We start from the raw sequence: 15,436 nt of genomic DNA, 5'->3' as shown, positions 1-15,436 counted from the left end.
TTTCATCACCTTTAATTAGTTCTTTTTTAATCTTTTTTTAATTTCATCTAAAGCAACTTTTATAATTTCTTTTTCATCATCATATCTAGCTAAGTCAACAACTCTATCTAAATGAACAAACTTAGCATCTATAAATCCCTCTTCTTTCTGAGGTATAGTATCCATACTTCTAGCTTGCATCAAATACCAGTAAACAGTTTTGTGAACTGCTCTATTTTCATCCCAATTTTCCTTGAAAGTATAATGTATCTCACCTAAATACTTTAATATATCCGCTTTTACTCCCGTCTCTTCTAAAACTTCTCTAAGAGCTGCATCTTCTTTATTTTCTCCAGCTTCAACTTTTCCTTTAGGTAATACCCAATCTCCGTTAAATTTTCTAAGTAAGAGTACTGCATTACCAAATAGTACTACGCCCCCGGCACTAACCTCTTCTCTCATTGGTGTTCACTCCTTAAAATAACATAATAATAAGGATTTCTACATAAATTTTTAAAATCCTTTTTTACTTCTCATTGCCATAATTATGACTTAGTGCCAAATTAACAACTATACTAGATATATAATCTGCATCATGTCTTATATAGTTGCTCTTTATCTCTACTAAATTACATTCTATAACTTTTATTCCCATACTTTCTAGTATTTGTTTTTGATTTTGGTCCAATAATACCTGGCTTGCACCATCTTTATTATATATATCAAATACAGGTTTAGGTAATACTTCATTATTTGTTATTACTATATCAATAATATTTTCTCCACAATGCTTATTTATAGCTTTTATATGATCTACAACATTATAATTATCTGTTTCACCTGGCTGAGTCATTATGTTAGCTATATATAATTTAGGTGCTTTAGAATTTCTTATAGCATCTACTACACCTCCAACTAATAAGTTAGGCATTATACTTGTATATAGGCTTCCCGGTCCTATTACAATTATGTCTGTATTATATATAGATTTTATAACTTCGTCTAGTGGCTCTGCATTTTCTGGTTCTAACTTAATACGACTTATCCTAGTGTTTTGGCTTCTTACCTGATTTGGTATATTAGATTCACCTTTTACTGAATTTCCATTTTCTAAATGCGCTATTAGATTTATATCTTCTAAAGTTACCGGTAATACTCTACCTGTTATTGCAAATATTTCACTCATTTTATAAACCGCTGTTTCAAAATTCCCATAGACTCCATTCATAGCAGCTAGAAAAAGATTTCCAAAACTCTGTCCCTTTAAAGCACCTTCTGTAAATCTATATTTCATAACTTCGCTCATAGTCGGTTCTATATTTGCTAACGATAACAAACAGTTTCTTATATCACCTGGAGGTAGCATTCCTAAGTCTTCTCTAAGAACACCTGACCCTCCTCCATCATCAGCAACTGTAACTACAGCTGTTATATTAGGAGTATAGTGTTTTAAACCTCTTAAAAAAACTGATTGCCCAGTTCCTCCTCCTATTACAACAACCTTTGGCTTTTCTTCTTTTATATTAAGTTTTATAGTTTTAGACTTATTTTCTTTTTTTTCTTTAAAGTATAAATATACTGCTACTAGCAAAAAAATCCATCCTGCTAACCCTATAAAAATCATTACTGATGTCATATTTCCCTCCATATTTTATCTAAGAGTGTAATCTCTGTGTTTTTTTACAACTCTATATCCCTTTTTAATTAAATCATCATATATTAAATTAGAAATCGTAACTGATCTATGTCTTCCGCCTGTACATCCAATAGCAATAACTAAGTGATTTTTTCCCTCTTTTATATAGTTAGGTACTAAAAAATCAATCATATCTTGTAATTTTGTAAAAAATTCCTTACTTATTTCAGAGTCCATTACATAATCTCTAACTTCTTGGTCATCTCCAGTCTTAGGTCTTAGATCTTCTATATAATATGGATTTGGTAAAAATCTAACATCAAATACTAAATCTGCATCTATAGGAATTCCGTGTTTGAATCCAAATGATACCACAGATATTGTTAATTTAGGATTTTCTTCTCCTTCTAAGTATAACCTACTTACCTCTTCCTTTAAATCCCTAGGTTTCATATTGCTAGTATCAATTATACTATCTGCCTTATCTCTTAATGTTTTAAGAATTTCTCTTTCTTCCTTTATTCCTTCTGTTATTTGTGTAGATTTAGCTAATGGATGATTTCTTCTAGTCATTTTGTATCTTTTAACTAAAATATCATCTGCACAATCTAAAAATAGAACTTCATATTTATAATTCTCTTTTTCTAACTGATTTAAGCTTTCATTTAAAGTTTTAAAAAACTCTCTACCTCTTATATCTATTCCAAGTGCTACTTTATCTATATCTGAACTTCCTTGATAGCACAATTCTGCAAATTTAGTTATAAGGGTTGGTGGCAAATTATCTACACAGTAAAAGCCAATATCTTCTAAAGACTTCATTGCTTCACTTTTTCCAGACCCAGATAATCCCGTTACTATTATAAACCTCATAATGTATACCCCCTTCTTAAAGTTCAATATTTTTTATAAGATTAAAATCTACATTTGCTTCTTTTGCTATTTTTATAGCTTTTTCAAAGTTTCCAACATGTTCAGGTCTATGTGCATCAGATCCAATCATAAACTTAACACCAGTATCTTTTATCTTATTTAATTGCTCAACACCTAAATATCCATGATGTGAGTTAATTTCTAAAAAAGTATCATTTTCTATAGCTGCTTTTGCAATTTCTTCAATGTATACATCACCTTTATCTCCAGGGTGCGTTACTATAAAAAGATTATTGTTTTTTATAGCATTTATAACAGCTCTAGTATTATAATCTCTACAATATTTTTTTATTTTTAGATAATTAAATGTATGATTAAACATACTTTTTATAGATGAAGGCATTGATCCAAAATGATATCCTGCCATAGTATAGTCTAACATTCCTAAAATTTTTTCATCCATATCTATATTACCTTTATCATCTAAAATGTTACATTCCATGCCTAATAATATTTCTATATTCTTATACTTATCATTTAAGATATCAATTTCTTCTCTCATCTTGGCTATACTATCATATTTAACTCCATATGCAATATGTTTATAACCATGATCTGATATTCCTATTTTTTTTATATTTTTTTCAATAGCTACCTTTACGTTATCTTCAATAGTACCTTTTCCATGACTATATATAGTATGTGTATGATAATCAGCTATTATATTCATATATTATTCATCTCCTAATATCTTGACTTCCTCTTCTAATGTAACTCCAAATTTAGAATAAACTGTACTTTTAACTACATATATTAAATCTATTATATCTTTAGCTTTAGCTCCACCAGTATTAACTATAAACCCAGAATGTTTATCAGAAACTTGAGCCCCTCTTAAAGTTAATCCTTTTAACCCACTATCTTCTATTAGTTTTGCTGCAAAATATCCATCTGGTCTTTTAAATGTACTTCCAGCACTAGGTAAATTTAAAGGTTGCTTAGTTACTCTACTCTTAGTTAACTCTCTCATAGATTCCTTTATTTCATCATGGTTACCTTCTTCTAACTCTAAAGTAGCTGATAAAACTATATAATCCTTTTCACTTAATATACTTTTTCTATACTTAAAATTCATTTCTTCATTTGTAAGTTCAAATATATTACCTTCAGTATCTATTAACTTTACGTTCTTAACTAGATCTTTCATTTCTCCACCATAAGCTCCAGCATTCATTGCAATTGCTCCTCCTAGTGTACCTGGTATTCCAGCTGCAAATTCAAATCCAGTTAAATTATTATTTAATATAGCTTTTCCCATAAACGAAAGTAGTGCTCCTGCTTGAGCATATACTGTCTTATTATCTATTTTAAATTCATTGTAGTTATCTGCAATTTTTATAACTACACCCCTTATTCCTCCATCTTTAACTAAAAGGTTTGATCCATTTCCTATTACTATATAAGGTATATTCTCTTTTTTTAGGAAAGTAACCAAGCTTTTTATTTGTTCTTCATTTGTAGGTTTTACTAAAAAATCTGCTGGCCCTCCTACTTTAAATGAAATATGATTCTTCATTGGTTCATCTAAAAATATATCCTCTTTATTCACTATATTTAGTAAGCCTTTATATATAAATTCCTTATCCATTATATTTCCTCCTAATTAACTATCTTTATTCACATTATTATCTACTTATTTAAGTTTAAAATTATACATATACTATAATAATGTATAAAAAACAAAATAACAATATACAAAACCCTTGAAATAAGTCTAAAAAACGTTGATATTAATATCAACGTTTCTTTATTATATAAATTGATTAACTTTGTCTTTCTTTAAATAACAATTATAATAAATATATGGTATTACAATAGCCCCTCCAAAAATGTTTCCTATAGTTACTACAATTAAATTTATAATTAATTGAGATATAGCTACATTGGCTCCTAAAATCATACCTAATGGAATAAAAAACATATTAGCTACACTATGTTCAAATCCACATAAAACAAACAACATTATAGGAAACCAACATGCAAACATTTTGGCTGTTATATCTTTTGCTGCCGTAGCAAACCATACAGCTAGCACAACTATCACATTACATAATATAGCTCTTATAAACATTTGCATAATACTTAAAGACACTTTACTTTGAGATATTTTAACAGCTTTATCTATAGCTTCCCCAGATAATACATTTCCGTAGAATACAAGTAGTACAAGTACAATAGATCCAATGAAATTTGCTAAATATACAAGCCCCCAATTTCTAAGCATTTGTTTTATTGTTATCTTCTTATCCATGACCCCCATAGTCATAAGGTTATTACCTGTAAATAACTCAGCCCCACAGACAACAACCAACATAAGCCCCACTGGAAATATGCATGCTCCTGCAAATCTAGATAATCCAGCATCTGGTATTGTCTGGCTTATCAATATATTTCCTAATCCTCCCAATCCAATAAATACTCCTGCTAGTATTCCTAATAAAATACATTTTTTATTAGACAGCTCAGCTTTTTTTATGCTTGAATCAACTGTAGCTTTCGCCACTTCTGCTGGTGTAAAAAAATTTCTATCCATATTTATACCCCCTAAGTAGTTATAATAAATTTTTAAATTTATCTAAAATTTAGATTAGAATTATCTACCTCTAAATTTTAAATTCGAATATTATTGTAATTATTAATTGCTTTTGCAATCGCGTACTACTTTAAGATGCTTATAAAAAAGATTATTAATTAATTTACTTGAAATGTTGCATGAATTGATGAATATTAAGTTAGCTTTAACTAAAACTACAGTATTTGGTATGTTGTTGGTAATTTTTTAACATTTATTTTTTTAAACTTCTATATATATTTAAGTTTATATTTTCTAAAATACTTTTGCAACTTATTATATATATCATAAAAATTATAATTCTATTTAAGTATATTATATTAAACCAACTTATATATGTGCTTTTCTTGTTTTTGTAAAATACGTTTACCTATTTTTTGAATCTAAATATTTTTAATATAGTTTATTTTTATATTACGGTTTTTGTATACAATGTTAATATTTTATTGTATAATTGTTACGGTTATTAATAAATGATAAATATTTTGACAAATTATTATTATTTCATGGGAGGAATTATAAATGAGTGACAAAAAAATGCTTACACCTGCTGAAGTAGCTGAATATACACTTAATGCAGGTATAAAAAAGGCTACTACTCCAACTAAGAAAGTTTTAGTTTCTGCATTCTTAGCAGGAATGTACATAGCTTTAGGTGCTTTAGGATCACTAGCAGCATCTTACAATTTATTAGCTAACCCTGCAACTTACGGATTAGGTAAAATGGTAGCTGGGCTTATGTTCCCTGCTGGACTTGTTCTTATATTAATCGCTGGTGGAGATTTATTTACAAGTAATATATTAATCACATTAGCTGCTCTAAAGAAAAAAGTTACTTGGGGACAAACTGCTAAAAACTGGTCTTTAGTTTGGTTCGGTAACTTATTAGGAGCTGCATTCGCTGCTGCTTTAGTTGCTAAATCTGGAGTATTTGATTGGAGTCATGGTTTATACGGTGGTGTTGTTGTAAAAACTGCTGTCGGAAAAGCAAATATAGGATTTGTAGCTGCAATAGCTTCAGGTATAGTATGTAACTTATTAGTTTGTGCTACTGTTTGGTCTACTTACGCTGCTAAATCTGTTTCTGGAAAAGTAATAATGGGTTGGTTAGGTATATTCGTATTCGTATGTATAGGAGTAGAACACGTTGTTGCTAACATGGGATACTTATTATCTGGATTAATGGTTAAATTAAATCCAATGTACTTAGAAGCAGCTCATAAAACTTTAGCTGATGTTGCAAGTTTAAATATAGGAAATGTATTCTTACACAACTTCTTACCTGTTACAATAGGTAATATATTAGGTGGTATGATAATAGCAGGTTCTTATTATTTCTTATTTATGAAAGAAGATTCAAAATAATAATAGATTAATTAAACCCCTCTTAAGTTTTAAGAGGGGTTTTTATATGGTTAATTTTTTATCTTTTTGCTATAATGGCTATAACGAATGTAATCATTATTTAATTTAAAATATATTTATAAGGAGGCGAGTGCTATTTTGTCTGAAATTTTTTCATATCAATTTATGGTTACCGCTATATATTTAATTAACTTTTTAGTTATGTTAAATCTTATTTTTAGAGAAAGAAGAAGTATTGAGTCTACAGTTGCTTGGATTTTAATACTAACAATACTTCCTTCTGCTGGTTTTGTTCTATATATTGTCTTTGGTAGACGTATGAACAAATATAATATGTTCAAGCTAAAAAAAGATGAAGATAAAAAACTTAAAAGTAGAATGCTTGAGTCTAGTGATTTTTTACAATACTCCGAAAAATTTGAGCCTACAGTTGTAAATCATAAGGATATGATATACGCTTTATCAACTTTAAATAGCTCACCGTATACTACTAATAATAAAGTTTCTATTTACACTGATGGATATGAGTTCTTTGATGAGCTTAAAGTTCAGCTAAAAAAAGCAAAAAAATATATTCATATAGAATTCTATATATTTAAAGATGATGAGCTTGGAAATGAAATTTTAAATATACTTATTGATAAAATTTCTGAAGGTGTTGAAGTTAGACTTCTATATGATACTGTTGGTAGTAGACTTTTTTCTAAAAAGGGAATTCAACGTTTTAAAGATGCTGGGGGTAAAATCGGAGGTTTCTTCCCTTCATTCCTAAAGTTAATAAACTTTAATTTAAATTATAGAAATCATCGTAAAATAGTTGTAATAGATGGGGAAACTGGATTTGTTGGTGGTTTTAATGTTGGAGATGAATATTTAGGAAAAGATCCTAAATTTGGTTATTGGAGAGATACTCATACTAAAATCGTAGGTTCAGCTGTTAACGACTTAAACCTTAGATTTATGATGGACTGGAGATATACTACACATGAAGATATGGATTTCACAAAATATATGAATGATGATATAAATCCATATGATGGTAATGTTGGTATACAAATAGTTTCTAGTGGTCCTGATTTATCAGAAATAGACGAAATAAAATATGGATATTTAAAAATGATTCAAAAGGCTAAGGAATATATATATATACAATCTCCTTACCTTATATTAAATAGCTCTTTAATAGATGCTCTAAAAATAGCTTGTTTATCTGGTGTTGATGTCAGAATAATGATACCATCTAAGCCTGACCATCCATTTGTTTATTGGGCAACATGTTCTTATGCAGGAGAACTTATTAAATCTGGGGCTAAAGTTTACACTTATGGAACAGATGCTTTCCTTCATTCTAAAACAGTTGTTATAGATGATTCTATATGCTCTATAGGTACTGCTAATATGGATATACGTAGTTTTGAACTTAACTTTGAAGTTAATGCATTTATGTATTGTCCTGATATAGCAATCCAACAAAAATTAATTTTTGAAAATGATATAAAAAATTCTACTCAAATAACACAGGAAATTTATGAAAATAGACCTCAAATAATAAGGTTTAAAGAGTCTATATCAAGATTGTTATCACCTGTTTTATAAGTAAATTTTATAAAAAGGCTATCTTTAAATGGTATAAAATTCCATATCAAGATAGCCTTTTTTATTGAAACAACTTAATCCTGTTAATATTTTATTTTTTGAAAATTTAGGAAATTGGTAAAGACAATTAAAATAAATGAGTTATAATATTTATATGATAGGAAATATAATGATGTAAGCAGTAAAATTTTTATAATTTATTTTAAGGAGGTTCTTTATGTGTAGTTGTTCTCAATGTAATAACAAGTTATTCCAAGAATTAGATGCATTTATAGATGCTCTACCAACTAAAAAAGGCGCTCTAATTCAAGTTTTACACCATGCTCAAGGTTTAATTGGGTATTTACCAAAAGAAGTTCAACTTCATATCGCTAAAAGGTTGGATGTATCTCCAGCTAAAGTATATGGAGTTGTAAGTTTCTATTCTTACTTCACTACTGAACAAAAAGGGGAATATAAAATAAGTGTGTGTTTAGGAACTGTATGCTTTGTAAAAGGAGCAGATAAAATTTTAGCTGAATTTGAAAATCTTTTGGGAATAAAATCGGGGGAAACAACATCAGATCTTAAGTTTTCTCTTGAAGGTTTAAGATGTGTTGGGGCTTGTGGCTTAGCTCCTGTAGTTGTTGTAAATGGAAAAGTTTATGGTCAAGTTACAGTTGACCAAGTAAAAGATATCGTAGACGAGTACAAGCAATTGGAAGCTACTTGTTAATATAAAGGGGGGGAATATATGAGTCAAATAAAATCATTCGATGAATTAAAAAATCTAATTAATGAACTAAAACCTAACCTATCTTTAAGAAATAACAAAATCCAGGAAAATAATAAACGAGAGTTACTAGTTTGTGGTGATACTGGATGTAGAGCTGCAAATAGTATGCCTATCATAGATAGTTTAAAAGAAGAAATAAAAAATGCAGGACTTGAAGACACTGTATCAGTATCTTTAACTGGATGTTTTGGATTCTGTGCTCAAGGCCCAATTGTTAAGGTTCATCCTGATAACGTTTTTTACGTTAAGGTTGATGCTGATGATGCTAGAGAAATAGTCCAAGACCATTTAGTTAAAGGGATTGTTGTTGATAGATTATTATTCCATGAAGCTTCTGAAAATAAAAAAGTTCAAGCTTCTGAAGATATGTCTTTTTATAAACAACAAATGCGTATAGCTTTACATAACTGTGGATATATAAATCCTGAAAAAGTTGAAGATTACTTGGCTAATGACGGATATTTAATGCTTGGTAAATGTCTAAATGAGCTTACTCCTGATGAAGTTATCGAGGAAGTAAAGACATCTGGACTTAGAGGTAGAGGTGGTGCCGGCTTCCCTACTGGAATAAAATGGGAAGCTACTAGAAAATCTCAATCTGATCAAAAATATGTAGTCTGTAATGCTGATGAAGGTGACCCTGGTGCATTTATGGATAGATCAATATTAGAAGGAGATCCTCATAAGGTACTTGAAGCTATGGCAATTTGCGGATATGCAGTAGGTGCTGATACTGGTTATATATATATAAGAGCTGAATATCCTCTTGCAATAGAAAGACTTCAACTAGCTATATCTCAAGCTAAAGAGTTAGGAATGTTAGGAGATAATATATTAGGAACTGGTTTTAATTTCAATATAGAACTTAAATATGGAGCAGGAGCTTTTGTCTGTGGAGAAGGTACAGCTTTAATGCGTTCAATAGAAGGTAATCGTGGTGAACCTCGTATGAAAACTTATAGCTCTACTAAAAAAGGGCTTTGGGATGTTCCTACTTGCTCTAATAATGTTGAAACATTCGCAAATATAACTCCTATTATAAAAAATGGTGGACAGTGGTATAAAGACATAGGTACTGAGAAATCTTCTGGAACTAAAGTATTTGCATTAGGTGGAAAAATAAATAATGTAGGCCTTGTTGAAATACCTATGGGAACAACTTTAAGAGATGTAATTTACAACATAGGTGGAGGTATACCTGATGGTGGTAAGTTAAAAGCTGTTTTAACTGGTGGTCCATCTGGAGGATGTATCCCTGTAGACTACTTAGATACTCCTATTGATTTTGATAATTTAAATAGTTTAGGATCTATGATGGGTTCTGGTGGTATGCTTGTTTTAGATGATACGGACTGTATGGTTGATATAGCTAAATTCTTCTTAGGATTTACTGTTGAAGAGTCTTGTGGTAAATGTACTCCTTGCCGTATAGGAAATAAACGTTTACTTGAAATATTAACTAAAATAACTGATGGCAAAGGTACTGAACAAGATTTAATAGATTTAGAAAATCTTTCTAAAACTATAGTAAGTACATCTTTATGTGGATTAGGTAAATCTGCTCCTAACCCTGTTTTAAGTACTCTTAACTATTTCTATGATGAATACAAAGCTCATGTTGTAGACAAGAGCTGTCCTGCTGGTAAGTGCCAAGCTTTATTAAATTTTGTTATTACAGATGCTTGTATAGGATGTACAAAATGTTCTAAAGTCTGTCCTGCTGGATGTATATCTGGAAAGGTTAAAGAAAAGCATGAAATAGATATAAGCAAATGCTTAAAATGTGGAGCTTGTATGGATAACTGTAAATTTAATGCAATAGTTAAAAAATAAGGGGGGTAAGCAATGAGTTTAGTTAATTTAACTATAAATGGTAGAGCTGTATCTGTTGAGAACGAAACTACAATACTTGATGCTGCTAAAAAACTAAATATAAAAATTCCAACACTATGTCACCTTCATATGGATGAAATAGGAATGCATAACAAATGTGCATCTTGTCGTGTATGTATGGTTGATACTAAAAGAGGATTAGTTCCTGCTTGTGCTACAAATGTTCGTGAAGGCATGGAAGTTCAAACTAATACTCAACGTGCACTTAATGCTCGTAAAACAGTTGTTGAGCTTTTATTATCAGACCATCCTCAAGATTGTCTTGTATGTGAGAAAAATGGTAATTGTGAGCTTCAAGTTATAGCTCAAGACCTAGGTGTTAGAGGTGTATCTTATCAAGGTGAAAAAACTAACCTAGGTATAGATGATTCTAGTAAATCTATAGTAAAAGATCATGATAAATGTATACTTTGTAGAAGATGTGAAACTATGTGTTCTGAAATACAAAAAGTAGGTGTTTTATCTGGAGTTAATCGTGGATTCGAAACAATGGTGTCTACATTCTTCAATGAAGATATGGATAAAACTAACTGCTCTTTCTGTGGTCAATGTGTAGCTGTCTGTCCTACAGGCGCTTTAACTGAAGTTAATAATACAGAACTAGTTTGGAACGAGCTTAATAATTCACAAAAAACAACTGTAGTTCAAGTAGCTCCTGCAGTTAGGGTTGCATTAGGAGAAGAATTTGGACTTGAACCAGGAGTTGTTACAACTGGAAAAATTGTATCTGCTCTTAGATTGTTAGGTTTTAAATATGTATTTGATACTAACTTTGCTGCTGATATAACTATACTTGAAGAAGCCTCTGAATTTATTCATAGGTTAAAGGATGGTAAGAATCTACCTCTACTTACTAGTTGCTGTCCAGCTTGGGTAAATTATTTAGAACATCAATATCCAGATTTACTAAATTTACCTTCTAGCTGTAAATCTCCTCAAAATATGTTTGGTGCCGTAGCTAAAAACTACTTCTCTTCTAAAGTAGGTTTAACACCACAAGATATAACTGTAGTTTCTGTTATGCCTTGTATAGCTAAAAAATATGAAGTTTCTAGAGAAGAGTTAGGAAATGATGGAGTTTTAGATGTTGATATATCTATAACTACTAGAGAACTTGCAAAAATGATTAAGCAAGCAGGTATAGACTTCCTTAATCTAGAAGATGATACATTTGATAGTCCTATGGGCGAATCTACTGGAGCGGCTGATATATTCGGTACTACTGGTGGTGTATTAGAAGCTGCTCTTCGTACAGCTTATGAATGGGCTACTGATGAAGAATTAGAAGATGTTAACTTTACATCTGTAAGAGGTCTTGATGGCATAAAGGAAGCTAGTATAAATATAGGCGGAAATGTTATAAATGTCTGTGCTGCTAGTAGTTTAGGTAATGCTAAACAAATAATGGATGAAGTTAGAGATGGCAATTCTAAATATCATATTATTGAGGTAATGGCTTGTCCTGGAGGATGCGTTGCAGGTGGTGGTCAACCTTATCACTGCGGAGATTATGATAAAATAAAAGCTCGTGCGAAAGGCTTATATGATATAGATATAAATAAAGAAGTTAGAAAATCTCATAATAACCCTTCTGTAAATAAAATATATGATGAATTTTTAGGTGAGCCTTATAGCGATTTAGCTCATAAGTATCTTCATACTCATTACTTCGATAAAAGTGATTTTTTCGAAAGTAAAGAATGCTTAGCTGAAGCTACTGAATAAATTAAAAGGTGTGACAATATTTGTCACACCTTTTTTAGTTATTCTTTTTATCTATTAATGTAGCAAGTTTTTTTGTAAACTCCTTAGCTGAGTCATATCCCATACGTTTTTGTCTAAAGTTCATAGCTGCAACTTCTAAAATCATAGCTGTATTTCTTCCTGGCTTTACTGGTACTATTAATTTTTCAACATCTATGCCTAGTATTTCCTCATACTCTTTATCTAAACCTAGTCTATCATAATAAGTGCTGTCATTCCAAGATTCTAATCTTATTACTAAATCAATAACTTTTGAATCCTTAACTGCTCCTATACCATACATGCTTCTGACATCTATAATTCCTATACCTCTTATCTCCATAAAATGTCTTAGAACTTCTGGAGATTGTCCCATAAGTAAATTTTCATCTATTTTAGTTATCTCTACAGCATCATCAGCTATTAGTCTATGTCCTCTTTGAACAAGTTCTAATGCTGTTTCTGATTTTCCAACACTACTTTCCCCTCTTATTAAAACACCTACTCCAAATACGTCAACTAAAACTCCATGTATAGTAGTTGTAGGCGCTAATTTAGAATCTAAGTAATTTGATAATTTATTTATTAATCTAGTTGTATTTCTCTTCGTTGCTAATACTACTCTATTATGTTTTTTAGCCATCTCTATAACATCTTTTTTTACTGTAAGTCCCCTAGATACAATTAATGCTGGTACTTCATAACTAAAAAACTTGTCTAGTACAGCTCTTCTTACATCTTTCTCCATATGACTAAAGTAAGTATATTCAGTTCTTCCAACAATCTGTATTCTATCATAAGTAAAATGTTCAAAATAACCTGCAAACTGTAGTCCAGGTCTATGAATATCTTGATAATGAACATAATATTCTACATCATCTGGCATATAAACAACTTCTAAGTCTAAATCCTTAACTAACTGTCTAATCGAAACTGATTTTTCACTTCTTTCGCTATCCATAATGTCTTTTACTCCTTTTGTAATATATTTATGATTTAAAAAAGTTATATACATTTTCAGCTGAAGTCTTATTCATACCATCAACTTCTAGTAATTCTTCAAATGTAGCTTTTTTTATTTCATCTACTCCTTTAAAATGAGCTAAAAGAGCTTTTTTTCTTTTCTCTCCTATTCCTTGTATATCATCTAATACAGATTTTGTCAAAGATTTATTTCTCAAACTTCTATGATATGAAATTGCATAATTATGGACTTCTTCTTGTATGCTTGCAACAAATCTATACAGATTAGAGGTTTTATCGAGTTCAATCTCCTTTTCCTGGGAAATTAATCCCTTTGTTCTGTGTTTGTCGTCTTTAAACATTCCCCATAGTGGTATTTTGACATCATATCTATCTAAAACTTTCTTAACTGAGCTAACTTGTCCTTTACCTCCATCTAATAGCATTAAGTCTGGTAAATCTCCATACTTTAATCTTCTCTCTACAATTTCGGCCATAGAATCATAATCGTTAGGACCTTCAACAGTTTTTATTTTATATCTTCTGTATTCTTTTTTATCCTTCTTACCATCAGTGAATACTACCATAGAACCGATTGAGTCTACTCCTTGAATATTAGATATATCAAAAGACTCTATTCTTTTAGGTATTTTATCCAAACCTATTAAATTTGTTAATTCTTCTAAAGCACCTATACTTTTTTGATATTTTAATTTATTCATATTAGAAAACTTCTCTAAGTACTCAACTGCATTTCTTCTTACCATTTCTACTAAACTCTTCTTTTCTCCTTTTTGAGGAACTTTTATGAATACCTTTTGTCCTTTTTTCTCAGATAACCATTCTTCTAATACAAAACTATCTTCTATTTCATCTTCAATTATAATTTCTTTAGGAATATAATCTTGCGCCATATAAAATTGCTTTACAAATGAAGATAGTATAGCTCCTCTTGAACTATCCATAACACCTTCTAATATATAATGTTCTCTTCCTACTATTTTTCCATTTCTTATAAAGAATACTTGTACACATGCTTCATCATGTGCTCTTGCCATAGCAATTATATCTTGGTTTAAGTCTGAAGTACCTAAGTCAATTTTCTGTTTCTGAATCATATCTTCTAAGCTTTTAATTTTATCTCTATACATTGCTGCATCTTCAAAATTAAAGTTTTTTGCACATGTATTCATTTTTTCTTTAAGAATTTCTATTAATTTTTCTTCTTTACCAGATAAAAACAGTATTATTTCTTCTATCATTTTATTGTATTCTTCTTTGGTTACATCTCCAGTACAAGGTCCAACACATTTTTTTATATGTTTATTCAAACAAGGTCTCATATTATTTTTTATAGCTTTTTGAATGTCTATATTACAAGTTCTAATTGGATATGTGTTTCTTATAATTTCTAATGTATCATTTACAGCAGTAGTATTCGTATATGGCCCGAAATATTTAGCCTTATCCTTTATAACTTGTCTTACTTTTAATACTCTTGGATATTCCTCATTTGTAGTAACCTTTATATATGGATAAGTCTTATCATCTCTTAATAAAACATTATATTTAGGTCTATATTTTTTTATTAAGTTACATTCTAATATTAAAGCTTCAAGTTCTGAATCTGTTATTATATATTCAAATTTATATATGTTTTTGACCATCGATTTAACTTTAGATGTATGATTTTTTGATGATTGAAAATATTGTCTAACTCTATTTTTTAAAGATATAGCCTTTCCAACATATATAACTTTATCATTTTCATCTTTCATTAGATAAACCCCAGGTTCTGCTGGAAGTTTTTTTAACTGTTCTTGTATATCAAACATTGCCTCACCTCGGTTATTATTTATATTAAAATTATACCCTAATTTCAATATAAATAAATTATAAAATTCGCTTTACTCATATCGCCAACGACTTCGTCCGTTGCTCAAAAAACAAAAGAGATGATGTAAATACCATCATCTCTTTT

General features: G+C 29.9%; 13 protein-coding genes. 5 read left to right on the top strand and 8 right to left on the bottom strand.

What is annotated here, in order from left to right; translation table 11 throughout:
• Nucleotides 1–15 precede the first annotated feature (15 nt).
• From ACEXNK_RS12560 to ACEXNK_RS12535, 6 genes are all read right to left on the bottom strand, one after another.
• The gene (locus tag ACEXNK_RS12560) at nt 16–441 is read right to left on the bottom strand and encodes an NUDIX hydrolase (RefSeq protein ID WP_373598891.1); all 426 of its coding nucleotides are present in this window, start codon (nt 439–441) and stop codon (nt 16–18) included.
• 64 nt (nt 442–505) lie between these two features.
• Complete coding sequence (locus ACEXNK_RS12555) at nt 506–1,615, bottom strand: gluconeogenesis factor YvcK family protein (RefSeq protein WP_373598890.1); 1,110 nt, start codon at nt 1,613–1,615, stop codon at nt 506–508.
• A gap of 15 nt (nt 1,616–1,630) precedes the next feature.
• Nucleotides 1,631–2,488, bottom strand: coding sequence for an RNase adapter RapZ (rapZ, locus tag ACEXNK_RS12550; protein ID WP_373598889.1), 858 nt, complete (start codon nt 2,486–2,488; stop codon nt 1,631–1,633).
• A 16-nt stretch (nt 2,489–2,504) separates the two neighbouring features.
• Entirely contained in the window at nt 2,505–3,218 is a 714-nt protein-coding gene (locus ACEXNK_RS12545; protein ID WP_373598888.1) for a PHP domain-containing protein, read from the bottom strand.
• Between the two features lie 3 nt (nt 3,219–3,221).
• Nucleotides 3,222–4,136: a UDP-N-acetylmuramate dehydrogenase gene (gene murB / locus ACEXNK_RS12540; RefSeq protein ID WP_373598887.1), complete on the bottom strand. Its 915-nt coding sequence runs from the start codon at nt 4,134–4,136 to the stop codon at nt 3,222–3,224.
• Nucleotides 4,137–4,298: 162 nt separating this feature from the next.
• Nucleotides 4,299–5,081: a formate/nitrite transporter family protein gene (locus ACEXNK_RS12535; protein ID WP_373598886.1), complete on the bottom strand. Its 783-nt coding sequence runs from the start codon at nt 5,079–5,081 to the stop codon at nt 4,299–4,301.
• 561 nt (nt 5,082–5,642) lie between these two features.
• Between ACEXNK_RS12535 and ACEXNK_RS12530 the strand changes: the two genes are divergently transcribed.
• The 5 genes from ACEXNK_RS12530 (at nt 5,643) to ACEXNK_RS12510 (ending at nt 12,474) form a co-directional block, all read left to right on the top strand.
• Nucleotides 5,643–6,485 carry a formate/nitrite transporter family protein gene (locus ACEXNK_RS12530; RefSeq protein WP_373598885.1) on the top strand — a complete coding sequence of 281 codons (843 nt, stop codon included), beginning with the start codon at nt 5,643–5,645 and terminating at the stop codon, nt 6,483–6,485.
• 138 nt (nt 6,486–6,623) lie between these two features.
• A complete protein-coding gene (cls, locus tag ACEXNK_RS12525) occupies nt 6,624–8,081 on the top strand; it encodes a cardiolipin synthase (protein WP_373598884.1) in 1,458 nt (485 codons plus the stop codon).
• A 217-nt stretch (nt 8,082–8,298) separates the two neighbouring features.
• Nucleotides 8,299–8,796, top strand: a complete 498-nt coding sequence (locus ACEXNK_RS12520; protein ID WP_373598883.1) for an NADH-quinone oxidoreductase subunit NuoE family protein — start codon at nt 8,299–8,301, stop codon at nt 8,794–8,796.
• Nucleotides 8,797–8,814: 18 nt separating this feature from the next.
• Nucleotides 8,815–10,689 (top strand): NADH-ubiquinone oxidoreductase-F iron-sulfur binding region domain-containing protein, encoded by a 1,875-nt coding sequence (locus ACEXNK_RS12515; RefSeq protein ID WP_373598882.1) that lies wholly within the window; start codon nt 8,815–8,817, stop codon nt 10,687–10,689.
• 12 nt (nt 10,690–10,701) lie between these two features.
• Entirely contained in the window at nt 10,702–12,474 is a 1,773-nt protein-coding gene (locus tag ACEXNK_RS12510; RefSeq protein ID WP_373598881.1) for an NADH-dependent [FeFe] hydrogenase, group A6, read from the top strand.
• 34 nt (nt 12,475–12,508) lie between these two features.
• Here the strand turns inward: ACEXNK_RS12510 and hprK are convergent, their stop codons facing one another.
• Together hprK and uvrC are read right to left on the bottom strand one after the other, a co-directional pair.
• Entirely contained in the window at nt 12,509–13,453 is a 945-nt protein-coding gene (gene hprK, locus ACEXNK_RS12505) for an HPr(Ser) kinase/phosphatase (RefSeq protein ID WP_373598880.1), read from the bottom strand.
• 28 nt (nt 13,454–13,481) lie between these two features.
• Nucleotides 13,482–15,290, bottom strand: a complete 1,809-nt coding sequence (gene uvrC, locus ACEXNK_RS12500; RefSeq protein WP_373598879.1) for an excinuclease ABC subunit UvrC — start codon at nt 15,288–15,290, stop codon at nt 13,482–13,484.
• Nucleotides 15,291–15,436 lie beyond the last annotated feature (146 nt).

Source organism: Paraclostridium bifermentans, from assembly GCF_964259345.1.
GTDB lineage: Bacteria > Bacillota > Clostridia > Peptostreptococcales > Peptostreptococcaceae > Paraclostridium > Paraclostridium bifermentans_B.
The sequence above is the reverse complement of the archived record's forward strand: the minus strand, read 5'-3'. Positions and strand labels throughout refer to the sequence as shown.